Here is a 16,021-nt window from a genome sequence, read left to right as displayed (position 1 = left end):
GCCGATGAGTAAGGCGTACCAGAACCACTCTCAGGAGGACCCCAGTGGCGAAGGCGAAGTTCGAGCGGACTAAGCCGCACGTCAACATCGGCACCATCGGTCACATCGACCACGGTAAGACGACCCTCACGGCCGCCATTACCAAGGTGCTGCACGACGCGTACCCGGACCTGAACGAGGCCTCGGCCTTCGACCAGATCGACAAGGCTCCTGAGGAGCGCCAGCGCGGTATCACCATCTCCATCGCGCACGTCGAGTACCAGACCGAGACGCGTCACTACGCCCACGTCGACTGCCCCGGTCACGCGGACTACATCAAGAACATGATCACGGGTGCGGCGCAGATGGACGGCGCCATCCTCGTGGTCGCCGCCACCGACGGCCCGATGCCGCAGACCAAGGAGCACGTGCTCCTGGCCCGCCAGGTCGGCGTTCCGTACATCGTCGTCGCCCTGAACAAGGCCGACATGGTGGACGACGAGGAGATCCTGGAGCTCGTCGAGCTCGAGGTCCGTGAGCTCCTCTCCGAGTACGAGTTCCCGGGCGACGACCTGCCGGTCGTCAAGGTCTCGGCGCTCAAGGCCCTCGAGGGCGACAAGGAGTGGGGCAACTCCGTCCTCGAGCTCATGAAGGCCGTGGACGAGAACATCCCGCAGCCCGAGCGTGACGTCGACAAGCCGTTCCTGATGCCGATCGAGGACGTCTTCACGATCACCGGTCGTGGCACCGTCGTCACCGGTCGCATCGAGCGTGGTGTCCTCAAGGTCAACGAGACCGTTGACATCGTGGGCATCAAGCAGGAGAAGACCACCACCACGGTCACCGGCATCGAGATGTTCCGCAAGCTGCTCGACGAGGGCCAGGCCGGTGAGAACGTCGGTCTGCTCCTCCGTGGCATCAAGCGCGAGGACGTCGAGCGCGGCCAGGTCATCATCAAGCCGGGCTCGGTCACCCCGCACACCGAGTTCGAGGCGCAGGCCTACATCCTGTCCAAGGACGAGGGTGGCCGCCACACGCCGTTCTTCAACAACTACCGCCCGCAGTTCTACTTCCGTACGACGGACGTGACCGGCGTGGTGACCCTCCCCGAGGGCACCGAGATGGTCATGCCGGGTGACAACACCGAGATGAAGGTGGAGCTCATCCAGCCCGTCGCCATGGAGGAGGGCCTGAAGTTCGCCATCCGTGAGGGTGGCCGGACCGTGGGCGCCGGCCAGGTCACCAAGATCAACAAGTGAGTCCTCGGACTGGCTTGAGGGTCTACTGACCTGAGTGGCTCGAAGGGGCCCGTACGACTTCGGTCGTGCGGGCCCTTTTGCTGTTGGTGCACGGGGGACGTGAGTGTGGGGGGACATGAGTAACAAGCACGTGCGGAAGATGCTGAGGCGGATGGCGAGCGGGGGGCCCGTCGAGGTCGCTCCGGCCAGGGCGACCATGAAGAAGCTCACCCGGCTTGCATTCATCGCCCAGCAGTTCGGATATGCGTACGCCGACGTACGACAGGGCGGGGGACCGCAGGGCGACGGGTACGTGTTGCTGATCGTGCCCGACCCGAGTCCGGAGGCCAGCGTACGGGCTGAGCGGAACCGGGCGGCGTACCCGGACGCGGGCGACGGGGGTGCTCTGCCGCCCCTCGACCCCGGAGCGATCGAGCTTCTCAAGGCCCGTATCACCTTCGACATCACGGCCAAGCACACCGACAGACAGCGGATTCTGTTGGCGGGCGTCGGCGCCGTTCCGCTGGCGGTCATGGCCGGGTTCGGGCTCGGCTCGGGCGCCACGGCCGTCGTCATCACTGCCGCCGTCTGGGCCGCGGTGATGGCCCTCGTACCGGTCGGGCTCGCCGTCAACCGGCGTTACAGAGCCAAGTACGCCGCCCTTCTGCAGGTCGCCGGGTTCACGCCGGTGACCGATCCGACGGGGCGGTTGCGGTACGTGCCACCGGGTGGGCAGTTGCCTGGGCACGGCAACCCGTTCGCCGGGGGAAGTCCGTCGTGAAGGACCGCACGGCCCGCTTCCGGTGAGAGGAACTCCCGGCTGCACGCCGTCCGAGGCGACGGTCATGGCCGCTTCTGCATGGGCGGTAGGGCGATGGGCGCTTCTCCGGCGTCAGGCGGTCTCCAGGAGACATGATCGGCAGTCGCGGCAGCGGCCGGGGCCCGGTGCGCGGAAGGCGCGGTCGCAGCCGTCGCAGGTCTGGAGGGGGTGCCGGGTGGGCGGCGGGGGCGCCTGCGGTGGGGCGAAGGGCGGTGGGGGTGGCAGTTGGGCTGTGAGGCGGTGGGCCAGGAGGGCGGCCGGGCGGTGCAGGGGCTCCGGTGGCAGGTCCGCCGTCAGGGCGTGCCGTACGGCGGCCGGGGAGACGTCGCGTTCCAGCCACGCGGCGACGCCCGGGGCGAGGTGGGCGGTGTCGCACGTGGACAGGAGGAGGCGGGAGTCGTCGCGGCGGAGCCGGCTGAGGAGGTCCGTGGCCTGCTGGAGGAGGGCGGGGGCCGGGTATGCCGGGCGCGGTACCGCGGGGAGGGGTTTGCCGCCGGGCTGTCTCGTCCGCTTCCTCGGAGCGGGGCGCGGGGCGTCCCTACCGCCGTGACCCGGCTGGTTGCAGGAGGTCGTGCGGGTGATGATCCGGCCGTCCGGGACGCGCTCGCGGGTGCGGCGCAGGTAGCCGTGCGTCTCCAGCTCGCGCAGGGCCGCGGCGATGCGGATGGTGCCCTCCGGGAAGCGGGCGGCAAGGGACTTGATGTCGATGCGGGCGCCGGCCGGGAGCGACTGGATGTGCACCGACAGCCCGATCGCGAGCAGGGACAGCTCCGGGTGCTGGGCCAGGTGGTTGCCGATCACCGTGAAGCGGGTGGTGTGGCGGGCATCGTCGTGCACCAGGCCGGAGTGGGGGTGCCGCCGGTTCGGGTGTCGGCAGGCGAGGGCCCCCTGAATCCAGCTGAGTTGGTGATGTTCACCCGCGAGGGTGAGGCAGCCCTGCGGCTGGGAGGGGGGTGGGGTTCGGTCGGGTTCTTTCACCTGCTTCTTGCAGGTGTGGATGCCAAGGGCGTCGGAGCCGCCGCCGTTGATGCGCAGGTCGATGATCAGGCCCTTGAGGCGCTGGGTGCGCTCGGTGGTGAGGATGGCGTCGAGGGCCTTGTCCAGCTCGGCGAGGTGGGCGGGGTAGGGGGCGTTCTCGGCGGTGTAGCCGGCGAAGCCGGATATGCGGAAGTAGCCCTGATCCGCACGGCCGGGGAGGTCGGCGTAGGTGATGCGGCCGTTGGCGAAGTCCTGGCGGTACGGGGCGTTTTCGAGGTCGCGCTCGGTGATGAACTTCTTGACCTTGGCGTCGAGTTCGGGGGAGGGCGGCTCGGTCCCGGGCCGCACTTGGGCGAAGACCTGGCCCTCGTCCAGGATGGCGACATGGGCGTCGTGGAGAGGCCGCACCATGTCGCTGAAGATGCCGAAGAGCTCCTTGCGGGTGGTGTCCGCGTGCACCTCGGGCCGGTAACGGTCCCTCATGGCCTGCCAGTCGACGCCCTTCGCGGCGAAGAAGGGGTAGTTCTCGGCGAAGGAGTGCCAGAAGACATCGAAGGCGGCGCGGGCGTCCTCGGGGGTGGGGCGGGTGCAGTCGGCCGGCAGTTCCCGGACCCGCCGCAGCGAGCGGTGTCCGACCGAGGTGTCGTAGCCCAGGGTGGCACGGTTGGCGCCGGGGCCGGGCCGGACGGTCAGTGTGGCGCCGTCGGCGGTCGCGTACGTGCCGGGGCCGGTCCGCCGGGCACTGTCACCCTTGAGGCAGCTGACGGATGTCGTCTGGAACTCCTGGAGGGTGTCGCCGTCGAGCGAGAGGACGGTGCCGTAGCCGTCCATGCGCCAGAGGCCGTCGGTGCCCGGCTTGCCGGGGGTGGAGGCGGCCGTGGCGGGCGCCGTGGCGGCTGCGGCGAGGGCCAGGGTGAGGGCGGTGGCTGTGGCGGTGACGGTGGCGGTGCGCACGGATGGGTCCCCCTGCTGTGTGGTCGATGTCCTCACGGTGCCTGGGGGAGCGGGGGGCGAGCCATCCGGTGGGCCGGAGAGCGGAGGTGGGGACAGCCCCCGGCGGGCAGTGGAGAGCTTCAGGGAGCGCCATGCCCCTTGCTGGGCCGGGTCGCGCGCGGGCTAAGGTCGGCGCGTTGGGACCATCAGCCGCAGGGAGGCGCCATGCCGTCAGGGAACGCGCAGCAGGGCACCGCCGTAGATCAGCCGACCGGGCCCCGGCCGCTGGCTCCGCTTCCCTGCGATGTCGAGGCCGTCTTTCCGGAGTTGATCGGTACGGCGCGTGATGTCACCCTCCTCTACCCCCGGGCCGGGCAGCCGGGAGCGGGTGACAGTTCTGTCGGCGGGCCGCTGCTGTGGCCAGCCGACGAGGCCTGGCCGATCTGCGCCGAACCGGGCCACTACAAGCCGCTCGAACCGCCCGTCGGGCCGGATCCGGTCGCGATGGTCCCGGTAGTCCAGCTGTACGCACGGGATGTGCCCAGCCTGGTCTTCCCTGCCGGCACCGATCTGTTGCAGATTCTGTGGTGCCCGCTCGTTCATGAGGACGATCAGCACGCGGCCAACCCCCGGCTCCATTGGCGCAACGCCGCGCTGACGTCCGCCGGCGCCATGGCCGGGGAGCCGCCTCGCCCGCATACCGCGGACGAGGACTACCTGCCTCGCCCATGCACCGTTTCCCCCACTCCGGCCGTGGAGTACCCGAACTGGGACTTGCCGGAGGGACTCAGCGAGTTGCTTGACCAGCGGTTCGAGGCCCTGCAAGAAGAAAAGGGCTACGACTACTTCGAAGTTGCGACCACGCAACAGAGCAAGGTCGGGGGCTACCCGGGGTGGACTCAGCCGCCCGACTGGCCTGACTGCGCAGGCTGCGGCACCCGCATGGAACACCTGCTCAGCGTCACCGCGACGGAGCCGAGCATGGGCCGGTGGCTCCCCCTGAATGACTGGGCCTCCAGCCAGGATGAGACCGCGACTCCGTGCTGGATGGCCGAGGCCGATCCCGCCGCTCTCGACGCGTTCGGGCACCGCATGGCCCTGGCCGACCTCGGCGGCATGTACTTCTTCGTCTGTCGCGCCTGCCCCGACACCCCCTATACCCATCGCTTCGACTGCTGAGGCCCGCAGGGTCGAGCCGCGCGCCCGTGATGCAGCCGGCCACCGGGCGGCCTCTCCCTTTGCGGCCGACTGGAGGGTGCGCCCTTATCTGGGGAATCAAGCCGAGCAACTCTGGAGCCAACCCGAGCACGTGGTGAGGAGATTCAGATATCGCCATCAATCGTGCCGGACTACAGCTCACGCGACTCGCCCAGTTCGTCAGGGGCCGTTAACCACGGCAGCCGCCTCGGCGGTCTCACCTCCGACGGGGAAGCGCAGTTCGTTGAAGGGGTCCGTCAGCTCACTGGCATCCGAACTTCTCCCAGCCGGGCAGTACCGTCCTGATGCCAGTGACCCGGCTGCTGCATGCCCTCGTCACCGCCGCCCTCGCCGCCGGCACCGAGCCGGGGAGGGAACCGCCGGAATCGCGGAGATCCTCCGTGCATGCGGCCTCGCCGAACCGGGCCGCGACCGGATCACGCCCGCCGACATCCACCGTATGTGGCGCGTCGTCCCCTCCCCCCCATCCTCCGCCCGGCGTCCGACGCACCCGAGTGGAGAAGGCCGGCTACCGGGCCTACGACGCAGAGCTGGAGCGGCTTGTCGAGGGGGACAGGCCCGGACCCGTCCGGCCTTGTGTTTGACCTAAGTCACCCCCGGGGTATTCTCCTCGGCTCGATTGGCGTCGGCCCTGCCCCATATGGCAGACTGTCCGAGTTGCTCGGTCGAGTGTTGATGCTGCGCGCCTCCCGCCGGGGGGACCGGAAGCGAGTCCCACAGTACTCGTCGCCCTAACTGCCACACGGCAGCGCTGGGGCGGACGTACGGGAATCTTTCGGGAAGTGTCAGTGCGGCACCGGCCAGGCACCCGGTGGGCCCGCGTCGGACGATTGACGCAGCCGCCCCCGGCTCGCGGTTCCGGCAGGGCCGTGTGCAATCCCGCAGGGATGTTCGAACAAGGGGCATCCATGTCAGCGAGAGTGCGACACGCCCGACCGCGTGGGTCGGAGAGAACGAAGTGAACACCGGGTTCCAGAGCGTTACGAGAGACAGGACTACTGAGTAGCCATGGCGGGACAGAAGATCCGCATCCGGCTCAAGGCCTACGACCACGAGGTCATCGACTCCTCGGCGAAGAAGATCGTCGAGACGGTGACGCGTACTGGTGCGTCGGTCGCGGGCCCGGTGCCGCTGCCCACTGAGAAGAACGTGTACTGCGTCATCAAGTCGCCGCACAAGTACAAGGACTCGCGCGAGCACTTCGAGATGCGCACGCACAAGCGCCTGATCGACATCCTCGACCCGACCCCCAAGACCGTTGACTCTCTGATGCGACTCGACCTCCCGGCCGGTGTCGACATCGAGATCAAGCTCTGAAGGCCGGTGATCTGAGAATGGCTAAGCAGATCAAGGGCATCCTGGGCGAGAAGCTCGGCATGACGCAGGTGTGGGACGCGAACAACCGTGTTGTTCCGGTCACCGTCGTCAAGGCCGGCCCCAACGTCGTCACCCAGGTCCGTACGAACGGCGTCGACGGCTACGAGTCCGTCCAGATCGCGTTCGGCGAGATCGACCCGCGCAAGGTGAACAAGCCCCTCAAGGGCCACTTCGCCAAGGCCGACGTCACTCCCCGCCGCCACCTCGTCGAGATCCGTACCGCTGACGCCAGCGAGTACACCCTCGGCCAGGAGATCACCGCCGAGGTGTTCGAGGCCGGCCTCAAGGTCGACGTGACCGGCAAGAGCAAGGGCAAGGGCTTCGCCGGTGTCATGAAGCGTCACAACTTCAAGGGCCTCGGCGCCGGACACGGCACCCAGCGCAAGCACCGCTCGCCCGGTTCCATCGGTGGCTGCGCCACCCCGGGCCGCGTGTTCAAGGGCCTCCGCATGGCGGGTCGCATGGGCAACGAGCGTGTCACCACCCAGAACCTGACCGTCCACGCCGTTGACGCGGAGAAGGGTCTGCTGCTCATCAAGGGCGCGGTTCCCGGTCCGAACGGCGGCCTCGTCCTGGTCCGCACCGCGGCCAAGGGGGCCTGAGGTACCGATGAGCACTGTTGACATCCTTTCGCCTGCAGGCGAGAAGACCGGTAGCGTCGAGCTCCCCGCGGAGTTCTTCGGCGTGGAGAAGATCAGCATCCCGCTGATCCACCAGGTCGTCGTCGCGCAGAACGCCGCTGCCCGCCAGGGCACGCACAAGACCAAGCGTCGCGGTGAAGTCCGTGGTGGCGGCAAGAAGCCGTACCGCCAGAAGGGCACCGGCCGCGCCCGCCAGGGTTCGACCCGTGCGCCGCAGTTCGCCGGCGGTGGCGTCGTCCACGGCCCGCAGCCGCGTGACTACTCGCAGCGGACCCCGAAGAAGATGAAGGCCGCGGCCCTGCGCCACGCCCTCACCGACCGGGCCCGCCACAACCGCATCCACGTCGTCTCCGGCGTGGTCGAGGGCGAGACCCCCTCCACGAAGGCCGCCAAGACGCTGTTCGGCAAGATCTCGGAGCGCAAGAACCTGCTCCTGGTCGTCGACCGCGCCGACGAGGCCGCGTGGCTGTCCGCCCGCAACCTGCCCCAGATCCACATCCTGGAGCCGGGCCAGCTGAACACGTACGACGTTCTCGTCTCGGACGACGTGGTCTTCACCAAGGCCGCCTTCGAGTCCTTCGTGTCCGGCCCGAAGGCCAATGACACCGAAGGGAGCGAGGTCTGATGGCTATCCGTCACCCCGCTATCGCCTCCAAGGCGGCGAAGAAGGCCAAGGCCGCGCGCGTCGCCAAGGCGCGCCGCCACGCCGCCGAGGGCAAGAACACCGTCGAGACCCCGCTGAGCAAGTCCTTCACGGACCCCCGTGACGTGCTGCTCAAGCCGGTCGTCTCCGAGAAGAGCTACGCGCTTCTCGACGAGGGCAAGTACACGTTCGTCGTGGACCCGAGCGCCAACAAGACCCAGATCAAGCAGGCCGTCCAGGCGGTCTTCTCGGTCAAGGTCACCGGGGTCAACACGATCAACCGCCAGGGCAAGCGCAAGCGGACCCGCACCGGCTTCGGCCAGCGCGCGTCCACCAAGCGCGCGATCGTGACCCTCGCTGAGGGCGACCGTATCGACATCTTCGGCGGTCCGACCGCGTAAGCGGGTCGGATCGTCCGATATCGGACGAGGACTGAGAAATGGGAATCCGCAAGTACAAGCCGACTACGCCGGGCCGTCGTGGCTCCAGCGTCGCCGACTTCGTCGAGGTCACGCGGTCCACGCCGGAGAAGTCGTTGGTCCGCCCCCTGCACAGCAAGGGTGGCCGTAACAACTCCGGTCGTGTGACCGTCCGCCACCAGGGTGGTGGCCACAAGCGCGCCTACCGCGTGATCGACTTCCGTCGTCACGACAAGGACGGCGTGCCGGCGAAGGTCGCGCACATCGAGTACGACCCCAACCGCACCGCGCGCATCGCGCTGCTGCACTACGCCGACGGCGAGAAGCGCTACATCCTCGCCCCGCGCAACCTGCAGCAGGGTGACCGCGTCGAGAACGGTCCCGGGGCCGACATCAAGCCGGGCAACAACCTTGCCCTGCGCAACATCCCGGTCGGTACCACGCTGCACGCCATCGAGCTGCGTCCGGGCGGCGGCGCGAAGTTCGCCCGCTCCGCCGGCGCCTCGGTGCAGCTGCTCGCGAAGGAGGGCTCGATGGCCCACCTCCGCATGCCGTCCGGTGAGATCCGTCTGGTCGACCAGCGCTGCCGCGCCACGGTCGGCGAGGTGGGCAACGCCGAGCAGAGCAACATCAACTGGGGTAAGGCGGGCCGTAAGCGCTGGCTGGGCGTTCGCCCGACCGTGCGTGGTGTGGTCATGAACCCGGTGGACCACCCGCACGGTGGTGGCGAAGGCCGTACCTCGGGTGGTCGTCACCCGGTGTCCCCTTGGGGCAAGAAGGAAGGCCGTACTCGTTCGCCCAAGAAGGCGTCGAACAAGTACATCGTCCGCCGCCGCAAGACGAACAAGAAGCGCTAAGGACGGGTTGAGATGCCTCGTAGCTTGAAGAAGGGGCCCTTCGTCGACGACCACCTGATCAAGAAGGTGGACGCCCAGAACGAAGCCGGCACCAAGAACGTCATCAAGACCTGGTCCCGTCGCTCCATGATCGTGCCGGCCATGCTCGGCCACACGCTCGCGGTGCACAACGGCAAGACCCACATTCCGGTGTTCGTCACCGAGTCGATGGTCGGCCACAAGCTCGGCGAGTTCTCGCCGACGCGCACCTTCCGGGGTCACGTCAAGGACGACCGGAAGTCGAAGCGCCGCTAAGCGCGGGGTGGAATGACCATGACAGACACTGGAAGGACAACCATGGAAGCCAGGGCCCAGGCGCGGTACATCCGCGTCACGCCCATGAAGGCCCGCCGCGTGGTGGACCTCATCCGTGGCCTCAACGCCACGGAGGCTCAGGCGGTCCTGCGTTTCGCCCCGCAGGCCGCGAGCCAGCCGGTCGGCAAGGTGCTCGACAGCGCCATCGCCAACGCCGCGCACAACTACGACCACACCGATGTCGACAGCCTCTTCGTCTCCGAGGCCTACGTCGATGAGGGCCCGACCCTGAAGCGGTTCCGTCCGCGCGCCCAGGGCCGTGCCTACCGGATCCGCAAGCGGACCAGCCACATCACCGTGGTCGTCAGCAGCAAGGAAGGAACCCGGTAATGGGCCAGAAGGTAAACCCGCACGGGTTCCGGCTCGGTGTCACGACCGACTTCAAGTCGCGTTGGTACGCCGACAAGCTGTACAAGGACTACGTCAAGGAAGACGTCGCCATCCGTCGGATGATGACGTCCGGCATGGAGCGCGCCGGCATCTCCAAGGTCGAGATCGAGCGCACCCGTGACCGCGTGCGTGTGGACATCCACACCGCTCGTCCGGGCATCGTCATCGGCCGCCGCGGCGCCGAGGCCGACCGCATCCGCGGTGACCTCGAGAAGCTCACCGGCAAGCAGGTCCAGCTGAACATCCTCGAGGTCAAGAACCCCGAGACCGACGCTCAGCTGGTTGCCCAGGCCGTCGCCGAGCAGCTCTCCTCCCGCGTCTCCTTCCGCCGCGCCATGCGTAAGAGCATGCAGTCGGCGATGAAGGCCGGCGCCAAGGGCATCAAGATCCAGTGCGGTGGCCGCCTCGGTGGCGCCGAGATGTCCCGCTCGGAGTTCTACCGCGAGGGCCGTGTGCCCCTGCACACGCTCCGCGCGAACGTGGACTACGGCTTCTTCGAGGCCAAGACGACCTTCGGCCGCATCGGCGTGAAGGTCTGGATCTACAAGGGCGACGTCAAGAACATCGCCGAGGTCCGCGCCGAGAACGCTGCGGCCCGTGCGGGTAACCGCCCGGCCCGTGGTGGCGCCGACCGCCCGGCCCGTGGTGGCCGCGGTGGCGAGCGTGGCGGGCGCGGTCGTAAGCCGCAGCAGGCTGCCGGCGCCGAGGCCCCCAAGGCCGAGGCTCCCGCCGCCGCTCCGGCTGAGAGCACCGGAACGGAGGCCTGACCGTCATGCTGATCCCCCGTAGGGTCAAGCACCGCAAGCAGCACCACCCCAAGCGCAACGGCATGTCCAAGGGTGGCACGCAGGTTGCGTTCGGCGAGTACGGCATCCAGGCGCTGACCCCGGCCTACGTGACGAACCGCCAGATCGAGGCGGCTCGTATCGCGATGACCCGCCACATCAAGCGTGGCGGCAAGGTCTGGATCAACATCTACCCGGACCGCCCCCTCACCAAGAAGCCCGCCGAGACCCGCATGGGTTCCGGTAAGGGTTCTCCTGAGTGGTGGATTGCCAACGTCAAGCCCGGACGTGTGATGTTCGAGCTGTCGTACCCCAACGAGAAGATCGCGCGCGAGGCCCTGACCCGTGCGGCTCACAAGCTGCCGATGAAGTGCAAGATCGTCAAGCGCGAGGCAGGTGAAGCGTGATGTCGGCCGGTACCAAGGCGTCTGAGCTGCGCGAGCTGGGCAACGAGGAGCTTCTCGCGAAGCTCCGCGAGGCCAAGGAAGAGCTGTTCAACCTCCGCTTCCAGGCGGCGACGGGTCAGCTCGAGAACCACGGTCGGCTCAAGGCCGTCCGCAAGGACATCGCGCGGATCTACACCCTGATGCGTGAGCGCGAGCTGGGCATCGAGACGGTGGAGAGCGCCTGATGAGCGAGAGCAACGTGACTGAAGAGACCAAGACGGACCGCGGTTTCCGCAAGACCCGCGAGGGCCTGGTCGTCGGCGACAAGATGGACAAGACCGTCGTCGTCGCCGTCGAGGACCGCGTCAAGCACGCGCTGTACGGCAAGGTCATCCGCCGTACGAGCAAGCTCAAGGCCCACGACGAGCAGAACGCCGCGGGTGTCGGCGACCGTGTCCTCCTCATGGAGACCCGGCCGCTGTCCGCGACCAAGCGCTGGCGCGTCGTCGAGATCCTCGAGAAGGCCAAGTAATCCCTCCTAGGGGGACCCCCTAGGCATCGTTCCGCCAGGCTCGGGGCGGGTGTGCGAGTTTCGCAGCCCGCCCCGGGAACCGGCAGACAATCAGGAGATAGACGTGATCCAGCAGGAGTCGCGACTGCGTGTCGCCGACAACACTGGTGCGAAGGAGATCCTTTGCATCCGTGTGCTCGGCGGCTCCGGTCGCCGCTACGCGGGTGTCGGTGACGTCATCGTCGCCACCGTCAAGGACGCGATCCCCGGCGGCAACGTGAAGAAGGGTGACGTCATCAAGGCGGTCATCGTTCGCACCGTCAAGGAGCGCCGCCGTCCGGACGGCTCGTACATCCGCTTCGACGAGAACGCCGCCGTCATTCTCAAGAACGACGGCGACCCTCGTGGCACCCGTATCTTCGGCCCGGTCGGCCGGGAGCTGCGCGAGAAGAAGTTCATGAAGATCATCTCCCTCGCGCCGGAGGTGCTGTGAGCATGAAGATCAAGAAGGGCGACCTGGTTCAGGTCATCACCGGTAAGGACAAGGGCAAGCAGGGCAAGGTCATCGCGGCCTTCCCCCGTGAGGACCGCGTCCTGGTCGAGGGTGTCAACCGGGTCAAGAAGCACACCAAGGCCGGTCCGACGGCTCGCGGTTCGCAGGCCGGCGGCATCGTCACCACCGAGGCGCCGATCCACGTCTCCAACGTCCAGCTGGTCGTGGAGAAGGACGGCAACAAGGTCGTGACCCGCGTCGGTTACCGCTTCGACGACGAAGGCAACAAGATCCGCGTTGCCAAGCGGACGGGTGAGGACATCTGATGACGACCACCACCAGCCCGCGTCTGAAGCAGAAGTACCGTGAGGAGATCACGGGCAAGCTGCGTGACGAGTTCAAGTACGAGAACGTCATGCAGATCCCCGGTCTCGTCAAGATCGTGGTCAACATGGGTGTGGGCGACGCCGCCCGCGACTCCAAGCTGATCGAGGGCGCCATCCGCGACCTCACCACGATCACCGGTCAGAAGCCGGCCGTCACCAAGGCCCGCAAGTCCATCGCGCAGTTCAAGCTGCGTGAGGGCCAGCCGATCGGTGCCCACGTCACGCTCCGTGGCGACCGCATGTGGGAGTTCCTGGACCGCACCCTGTCGCTCGCGCTGCCGCGCATCCGCGACTTCCGCGGCCTGTCCCCCAAGCAGTTCGACGGCCGTGGCAACTACACCTTCGGTCTCACGGAGCAGGTCATGTTCCACGAGATCGACCAGGACAAGATCGACCGCACCCGGGGTATGGACATCACCGTGGTGACCACGGCGACCAACGACGCTGAGGGCCGTGCGCTCCTTCGTCACCTCGGCTTCCCCTTCAAGGAGGCGTGAGCGAGATGGCGAAGAAGGCTCTGATCGCTAAGGCTGCTCGCAAGCCCAAGTTCGGTGTGCGTGGCTACACCCGCTGCCAGCGCTGTGGCCGCCCGCACTCCGTGTACCGCAAGTTCGGCCTGTGCCGCGTGTGCCTTCGTGAGATGGCTCACCGTGGCGAGCTGCCGGGCGTGACCAAGAGCTCCTGGTAATCCCCCAAATAGGGGATTTGCAGGGCTCTCGGTAAGCATCTGGGGCGGCAGGACGCCCAGCCCACATGCCTTAGGCTTGTGGGGTTGGGCGTCTGCCGCCGCCCTTACGACTTACTACGCCGTAGGTCCACCGCGCCGCACCCGTCCCGTCTCGGATCGGGGAGAGGGATGGCGCACCAGGAAACCCCGGCGAGAGAGGCCACAGGCCAATTCATGACCATGACTGATCCGATCGCAGACATGCTGACGCGTCTGCGGAACGCGAACTCGGCGTACCACGACTCCGTGACGATGCCGGCGTCCAAGATCAAGTCGCACATCGCGGAGATCCTCCAGCAGGAGGGCTTCATCACGGGCTGGAAGGTCGAGGACGCCGAGGTCGGCAAGAACCTCGTCCTGGAGCTGAAGTTCGGCCCCAACCGTGAGCGCTCCATCGCGGGCATCAAGCGGATCTCCAAGCCCGGTCTCCGGGTGTACGCGAAGTCCACCAACCTGCCGAAGGTTCTGGGCGGCCTGGGCGTGGCCATCATCTCCACGTCGCACGGGCTCCTGACCGACAAGCAGGCGCAGAAGAAGGGCGTGGGTGGGGAAGTCCTCGCCTACGTCTGGTAACTCGGGAACGGAGGAGAGACAGCAATGTCGCGTATCGGCAAGCTCCCCATCCCGGTTCCCGCCGGCGTGGACGTCACCATCGACGGCCGTACGGTCGCGGTCAAGGGCCCCAAGGGCGAACTGACCCACACCGTCATCGCGCCGATCGACATCGCCAAGGCCGAGGACGGCACCCTTCAGGTGCTGCGGCCCAACGACGAGCGGCAGAGCAAGGCCCTGCACGGCCTGTCCCGCACGCTGGTGGCGAACATGATCACCGGTGTGACCACGGGATACATCAAGAAGCTCGAAATCAGCGGTGTCGGTTACCGTGTCGTGGCCAAGGGCTCCAACCTGGAGTTCTCCCTGGGCTACAGCCACCCGATCCTGGTCGAGGCCCCCGAGGGCATCACCTTCAAGGTGGAGTCCCCGACCCGTTTCTCGGTCGAGGGCATCGACAAGCAGAAGGTCGGCGAGGTTGCGGCCAACATCCGCAAGCTGCGCAAGCCCGACCCGTACAAGGCCAAGGGCGTCAAGTACGAGGGCGAAGTCATCCGCCGCAAGGTCGGAAAGGCGGGTAAGTAAGCCATGGCATACGGACAGAAGATCCTTAAGGGCGACGCCTACAAGCGCGCCGCGATCAAGCGCCGCCACATCCGGATCCGTAAGCACATCAACGGTACGGCGGAGCGTCCGCGTCTGGTCGTTACCCGCTCGAACCGCCACATCGTGGCCCAGGTGATCGACGACATCAAGGGTCACACCCTGGCGTCGGCGTCCACCCTGGACACTTCGATCCGCGGTGGCGAGGGCGACAAGTCCGCGCAGGCCAAGCAGGTCGGCGCCCTGGTCGCCGAGCGCGCCAAGGCCGCCGGCGTCGAGGCCGTCGTGTTCGACCGTGGTGGTAACCAGTACGCGGGGCGCATCGCCGCCCTGGCGGACGCCGCCCGCGAGGCCGGACTCAAGTTCTGAGTCCTGGTTCCGTAGCTAGCGGAGACAGAGAGAGGTAATTCCAATGGCTGGACCCCAGCGCCGCGGTGGCGGTGCCGGTGGCGGCGAGCGGCGGGACCGGAAGGGCCGTGACGGCGGCGCAGCTGCCGCCGAGAAGACCGCGTACGTTGAGCGCGTCGTCGCGATCAACCGCGTCGCCAAGGTTGTGAAGGGTGGTCGTCGCTTCAGCTTCACCGCGCTGGTCGTGGTGGGCGACGGTGACGGCACCGTGGGTGTCGGATACGGCAAGGCCAAGGAGGTGCCGGCCGCCATCGCCAAGGGTGTTGAGGAGGCCAAGAAGCACTTCTTCAAGGTCCCCCGCATCCAGGGCACCATCCCGCACCCGATCACGGGTGAGAAGGCTGCCGGCGTCGTGCTGCTCAAGCCCGCGTCCCCCGGTACCGGTGTTATCGCCGGTGGCCCGGTGCGTGCCGTGCTCGAGTGCGCCGGTATCCACGACGTGCTGTCGAAGTCGCTCGGTTCGTCGAACGCGATCAACATCGTGCACGCGACCGTGGAGGCCCTGAAGGGTCTGCAGCGTCCCGAGGAGATCGCGGCCCGCCGTGGTCTGCCGCTCGAGGACGTCGCCCCCGCGGCTCTGCTGCGTGCGCGTGCCGGGGCTGGTGCTGCGTAATGGCACAGCTCAAGATCACGCAGACGAAGTCGTACATCGGCAGCAAGCAGAACCACCGTGACACCCTGCGCTCCCTTGGTCTCAAGGGCATCAACACGCAGGTCGTCAAGGAGGATCGTCCCGAGTTCCGCGGCATGGTGCACACCGTCCGCCACCTCGTGACGGTCGAGGAGGTCGACTGATCATGGCGGAGCAGAACCCGCTCAAGATCCACAACCTCCGTCCCGCCCCGGGCGCCAAGACCGCCAAGACCCGTGTCGGTCGTGGTGAGGCGTCGAAGGGTAAGACGGCCGGTCGTGGTACCAAGGGCACGAAGGCCCGTTACCAGGTTCCGGAGCGCTTCGAGGGTGGCCAGATGCCCCTCCACATGCGCCTCCCGAAGCTGAAGGGCTTCAAGAACCCGTTCAAGACCGAGTTCCAGGTCGTGAACCTCGACAAGCTGGCCGCGCTCTACCCCGAGGGTGGCGAGGTCACCGTCGAGGGTCTGGTGGCCAAGGGGGCCGTTCGCAAGAACAGCCTCGTCAAGGTCCTCGGCCAGGGCGAGATCTCCGTGGCGCTGCAGGTGACGGTCGACGCCGTCTCCGGCTCCGCCAAGGAGAAGATCACCGCCGCCGGCGGTTCCGTCACCGAGCTCGTCTGAACACCACAGGCGTCTCGATGACCTGAGCGATCCCGACCGGGGATACCCCACAAATGGGGTATCCCCGGTT

25 protein-coding genes and 1 pseudogene are annotated in these 16,021 nt (G+C 67.5%); 24 read left to right on the top strand and 2 right to left on the bottom strand.

Translation table 11 applies throughout. From position 1 onward, the window contains the following. Nucleotides 1-44 precede the first annotated feature (44 nt). Together tuf and ABZ281_RS01060 are read left to right on the top strand one after the other, a co-directional pair. A complete protein-coding gene (gene tuf, locus ABZ281_RS01065; protein WP_030839706.1) occupies nucleotides 45-1,238 on the top strand; it encodes an elongation factor Tu in 1,194 nt (397 codons plus the stop codon). Nucleotides 1,239-1,353: 115 nt separating this feature from the next. Then, the gene (locus tag ABZ281_RS01060) at nucleotides 1,354-1,998 is read left to right on the top strand and encodes a hypothetical protein (RefSeq protein WP_356650811.1); all 645 of its coding nucleotides are present in this window, start codon (nucleotides 1,354-1,356) and stop codon (nucleotides 1,996-1,998) included. Between the two features lie 111 nt (nucleotides 1,999-2,109). Here the strand turns inward: ABZ281_RS01060 and ABZ281_RS01055 are convergent, their stop codons facing one another. Beyond that, on the bottom strand, nucleotides 2,110-2,931 hold the full coding sequence (locus ABZ281_RS01055) for a helix-turn-helix domain-containing protein (protein ID WP_356650840.1): 822 nt from the start codon (nucleotides 2,929-2,931) through the stop codon (nucleotides 2,110-2,112). A gap of 99 nt (nucleotides 2,932-3,030) precedes the next feature. Further along, nucleotides 3,031-3,846 (bottom strand): annotated as a pseudogene (locus ABZ281_RS01050) (S41 family peptidase); the annotation flags it as partial. Nucleotides 3,847-4,107: 261 nt separating this feature from the next. Here ABZ281_RS01050 and ABZ281_RS01045 point away from each other — a divergent pair. From ABZ281_RS01045 to rplO, 22 genes are all read left to right on the top strand, one after another. Then, entirely contained in the window at nucleotides 4,108-5,127 is a 1,020-nt protein-coding gene (locus ABZ281_RS01045) for a hypothetical protein (protein ID WP_356650809.1), read from the top strand. Nucleotides 5,128-6,174: 1,047 nt separating this feature from the next. After that, entirely contained in the window at nucleotides 6,175-6,483 is a 309-nt protein-coding gene (gene rpsJ / locus ABZ281_RS01040) for a 30S ribosomal protein S10 (protein WP_003948644.1), read from the top strand. Between the two features lie 17 nt (nucleotides 6,484-6,500). Continuing rightward, nucleotides 6,501-7,145: a 50S ribosomal protein L3 gene (gene rplC / locus ABZ281_RS01035; protein ID WP_356650807.1), complete on the top strand. Its 645-nt coding sequence runs from the start codon at nucleotides 6,501-6,503 to the stop codon at nucleotides 7,143-7,145. Between the two features lie 7 nt (nucleotides 7,146-7,152). After that, the gene (gene rplD, locus ABZ281_RS01030) at nucleotides 7,153-7,809 is read left to right on the top strand and encodes a 50S ribosomal protein L4 (protein WP_356650805.1); all 657 of its coding nucleotides are present in this window, start codon (nucleotides 7,153-7,155) and stop codon (nucleotides 7,807-7,809) included. Further along, entirely contained in the window at nucleotides 7,809-8,228 is a 420-nt protein-coding gene (gene rplW / locus ABZ281_RS01025; protein ID WP_031105224.1) for a 50S ribosomal protein L23, read from the top strand. Before rplD ends, rplW begins: the two co-directional genes overlap by 1 nt. A gap of 38 nt (nucleotides 8,229-8,266) precedes the next feature. Further along, nucleotides 8,267-9,103 carry a 50S ribosomal protein L2 gene (gene rplB / locus ABZ281_RS01020; RefSeq protein ID WP_030839671.1) on the top strand — a complete coding sequence of 279 codons (837 nt, stop codon included), beginning with the start codon at nucleotides 8,267-8,269 and terminating at the stop codon, nucleotides 9,101-9,103. Between the two features lie 12 nt (nucleotides 9,104-9,115). Next, nucleotides 9,116-9,397: a 30S ribosomal protein S19 gene (gene rpsS / locus ABZ281_RS01015; RefSeq protein WP_003992359.1), complete on the top strand. Its 282-nt coding sequence runs from the start codon at nucleotides 9,116-9,118 to the stop codon at nucleotides 9,395-9,397. Between the two features lie 42 nt (nucleotides 9,398-9,439). Continuing rightward, nucleotides 9,440-9,787, top strand: a complete 348-nt coding sequence (rplV, locus tag ABZ281_RS01010) for a 50S ribosomal protein L22 (protein WP_030839668.1) — start codon at nucleotides 9,440-9,442, stop codon at nucleotides 9,785-9,787. Continuing rightward, nucleotides 9,787-10,614, top strand: coding sequence for a 30S ribosomal protein S3 (gene rpsC / locus ABZ281_RS01005; RefSeq protein WP_030839666.1), 828 nt, complete (start codon nucleotides 9,787-9,789; stop codon nucleotides 10,612-10,614). The genes rplV and rpsC overlap by 1 nt, the downstream gene beginning before the upstream one ends. Nucleotides 10,615-10,619: 5 nt before the next feature. Further along, nucleotides 10,620-11,039: a 50S ribosomal protein L16 gene (rplP, locus tag ABZ281_RS01000; RefSeq protein ID WP_003992362.1), complete on the top strand. Its 420-nt coding sequence runs from the start codon at nucleotides 10,620-10,622 to the stop codon at nucleotides 11,037-11,039. After that, nucleotides 11,039-11,263, top strand: coding sequence for a 50S ribosomal protein L29 (rpmC, locus tag ABZ281_RS00995; protein WP_003974259.1), 225 nt, complete (start codon nucleotides 11,039-11,041; stop codon nucleotides 11,261-11,263). The genes rplP and rpmC overlap by 1 nt, the downstream gene beginning before the upstream one ends. Next, nucleotides 11,263-11,550, top strand: a complete 288-nt coding sequence (gene rpsQ, locus ABZ281_RS00990) for a 30S ribosomal protein S17 (protein WP_356650802.1) — start codon at nucleotides 11,263-11,265, stop codon at nucleotides 11,548-11,550. The genes rpmC and rpsQ overlap by 1 nt, the downstream gene beginning before the upstream one ends. A gap of 103 nt (nucleotides 11,551-11,653) precedes the next feature. Then, nucleotides 11,654-12,022, top strand: a complete 369-nt coding sequence (rplN, locus tag ABZ281_RS00985) for a 50S ribosomal protein L14 (RefSeq protein WP_184591446.1) — start codon at nucleotides 11,654-11,656, stop codon at nucleotides 12,020-12,022. 2 nt (nucleotides 12,023-12,024) lie between these two features. Further along, nucleotides 12,025-12,348, top strand: coding sequence for a 50S ribosomal protein L24 (gene rplX, locus ABZ281_RS00980; protein WP_003992365.1), 324 nt, complete (start codon nucleotides 12,025-12,027; stop codon nucleotides 12,346-12,348). Then, entirely contained in the window at nucleotides 12,348-12,905 is a 558-nt protein-coding gene (gene rplE / locus ABZ281_RS00975; protein ID WP_030839657.1) for a 50S ribosomal protein L5, read from the top strand. Before rplX ends, rplE begins: the two co-directional genes overlap by 1 nt. 5 nt (nucleotides 12,906-12,910) lie before the next feature. Continuing rightward, complete coding sequence (locus ABZ281_RS00970; RefSeq protein WP_003948630.1) at nucleotides 12,911-13,096, top strand: type Z 30S ribosomal protein S14; 186 nt, start codon at nucleotides 12,911-12,913, stop codon at nucleotides 13,094-13,096. A 213-nt stretch (nucleotides 13,097-13,309) separates the two neighbouring features. Beyond that, nucleotides 13,310-13,708: a 30S ribosomal protein S8 gene (rpsH, locus tag ABZ281_RS00965; protein WP_030839654.1), complete on the top strand. Its 399-nt coding sequence runs from the start codon at nucleotides 13,310-13,312 to the stop codon at nucleotides 13,706-13,708. A 24-nt stretch (nucleotides 13,709-13,732) separates the two neighbouring features. Continuing rightward, entirely contained in the window at nucleotides 13,733-14,272 is a 540-nt protein-coding gene (rplF, locus tag ABZ281_RS00960) for a 50S ribosomal protein L6 (RefSeq protein ID WP_356650799.1), read from the top strand. 3 nt (nucleotides 14,273-14,275) lie between these two features. After that, nucleotides 14,276-14,659, top strand: a complete 384-nt coding sequence (rplR, locus tag ABZ281_RS00955; RefSeq protein ID WP_007494754.1) for a 50S ribosomal protein L18 — start codon at nucleotides 14,276-14,278, stop codon at nucleotides 14,657-14,659. A 43-nt stretch (nucleotides 14,660-14,702) separates the two neighbouring features. Next, nucleotides 14,703-15,311, top strand: a complete 609-nt coding sequence (gene rpsE, locus ABZ281_RS00950) for a 30S ribosomal protein S5 (protein ID WP_030671799.1) — start codon at nucleotides 14,703-14,705, stop codon at nucleotides 15,309-15,311. Next, the gene (rpmD, locus tag ABZ281_RS00945; RefSeq protein ID WP_005481207.1) at nucleotides 15,311-15,493 is read left to right on the top strand and encodes a 50S ribosomal protein L30; all 183 of its coding nucleotides are present in this window, start codon (nucleotides 15,311-15,313) and stop codon (nucleotides 15,491-15,493) included. Before rpsE ends, rpmD begins: the two co-directional genes overlap by 1 nt. A gap of 2 nt (nucleotides 15,494-15,495) precedes the next feature. Beyond that, nucleotides 15,496-15,951 carry a 50S ribosomal protein L15 gene (gene rplO / locus ABZ281_RS00940; protein WP_030839644.1) on the top strand — a complete coding sequence of 152 codons (456 nt, stop codon included), beginning with the start codon at nucleotides 15,496-15,498 and terminating at the stop codon, nucleotides 15,949-15,951. Nucleotides 15,952-16,021: the final 70 nt, after the last annotated feature.

This window comes from Streptomyces sp. NPDC006265 (assembly GCF_040613555.1).
GTDB lineage: Bacteria > Actinomycetota > Actinomycetes > Streptomycetales > Streptomycetaceae > Streptomyces.
Note: the sequence above shows the minus strand (reverse complement) of the source record. Positions and strands in the feature narration are given on the sequence as shown.

What these genes read in the sequence shown, in the direction of transcription:
- ABZ281_RS01060 (WP_356650811.1), top strand. Translation starts at nt 1,354, where the DNA reads ATGAGTAACAAGCACGTGCGGAAGATGCTGAGGCGGATGGCGAGCGGG.
- rpsJ (WP_003948644.1), top strand. Translation starts at nt 6,175, where the DNA reads ATGGCGGGACAGAAGATCCGCATCCGGCTCAAGGCCTACGACCACGAG.
- rplC (WP_356650807.1), top strand. Translation starts at nt 6,501, where the DNA reads ATGGCTAAGCAGATCAAGGGCATCCTGGGCGAGAAGCTCGGCATGACG.
- rplD (WP_356650805.1), top strand. Translation starts at nt 7,153, where the DNA reads ATGAGCACTGTTGACATCCTTTCGCCTGCAGGCGAGAAGACCGGTAGC.
- rplW (WP_031105224.1), top strand. Translation starts at nt 7,809, where the DNA reads ATGGCTATCCGTCACCCCGCTATCGCCTCCAAGGCGGCGAAGAAGGCC.
- rplB (WP_030839671.1), top strand. Translation starts at nt 8,267, where the DNA reads ATGGGAATCCGCAAGTACAAGCCGACTACGCCGGGCCGTCGTGGCTCC.
- rpsS (WP_003992359.1), top strand. Translation starts at nt 9,116, where the DNA reads ATGCCTCGTAGCTTGAAGAAGGGGCCCTTCGTCGACGACCACCTGATC.
- rplV (WP_030839668.1), top strand. Translation starts at nt 9,440, where the DNA reads ATGGAAGCCAGGGCCCAGGCGCGGTACATCCGCGTCACGCCCATGAAG.
- rpsC (WP_030839666.1), top strand. Translation starts at nt 9,787, where the DNA reads ATGGGCCAGAAGGTAAACCCGCACGGGTTCCGGCTCGGTGTCACGACC.
- rplP (WP_003992362.1), top strand. Translation starts at nt 10,620, where the DNA reads ATGCTGATCCCCCGTAGGGTCAAGCACCGCAAGCAGCACCACCCCAAG.
- rpmC (WP_003974259.1), top strand. Translation starts at nt 11,039, where the DNA reads ATGTCGGCCGGTACCAAGGCGTCTGAGCTGCGCGAGCTGGGCAACGAG.
- rpsQ (WP_356650802.1), top strand. Translation starts at nt 11,263, where the DNA reads ATGAGCGAGAGCAACGTGACTGAAGAGACCAAGACGGACCGCGGTTTC.
- rplX (WP_003992365.1), top strand. Translation starts at nt 12,025, where the DNA reads ATGAAGATCAAGAAGGGCGACCTGGTTCAGGTCATCACCGGTAAGGAC.
- rplE (WP_030839657.1), top strand. Translation starts at nt 12,348, where the DNA reads ATGACGACCACCACCAGCCCGCGTCTGAAGCAGAAGTACCGTGAGGAG.
- ABZ281_RS00970 (WP_003948630.1), top strand. Translation starts at nt 12,911, where the DNA reads ATGGCGAAGAAGGCTCTGATCGCTAAGGCTGCTCGCAAGCCCAAGTTC.
- rpsH (WP_030839654.1), top strand. Translation starts at nt 13,310, where the DNA reads ATGACCATGACTGATCCGATCGCAGACATGCTGACGCGTCTGCGGAAC.
- rplF (WP_356650799.1), top strand. Translation starts at nt 13,733, where the DNA reads ATGTCGCGTATCGGCAAGCTCCCCATCCCGGTTCCCGCCGGCGTGGAC.
- rplR (WP_007494754.1), top strand. Translation starts at nt 14,276, where the DNA reads ATGGCATACGGACAGAAGATCCTTAAGGGCGACGCCTACAAGCGCGCC.
- rpsE (WP_030671799.1), top strand. Translation starts at nt 14,703, where the DNA reads ATGGCTGGACCCCAGCGCCGCGGTGGCGGTGCCGGTGGCGGCGAGCGG.
- rpmD (WP_005481207.1), top strand. Translation starts at nt 15,311, where the DNA reads ATGGCACAGCTCAAGATCACGCAGACGAAGTCGTACATCGGCAGCAAG.
- rplO (WP_030839644.1), top strand. Translation starts at nt 15,496, where the DNA reads ATGGCGGAGCAGAACCCGCTCAAGATCCACAACCTCCGTCCCGCCCCG.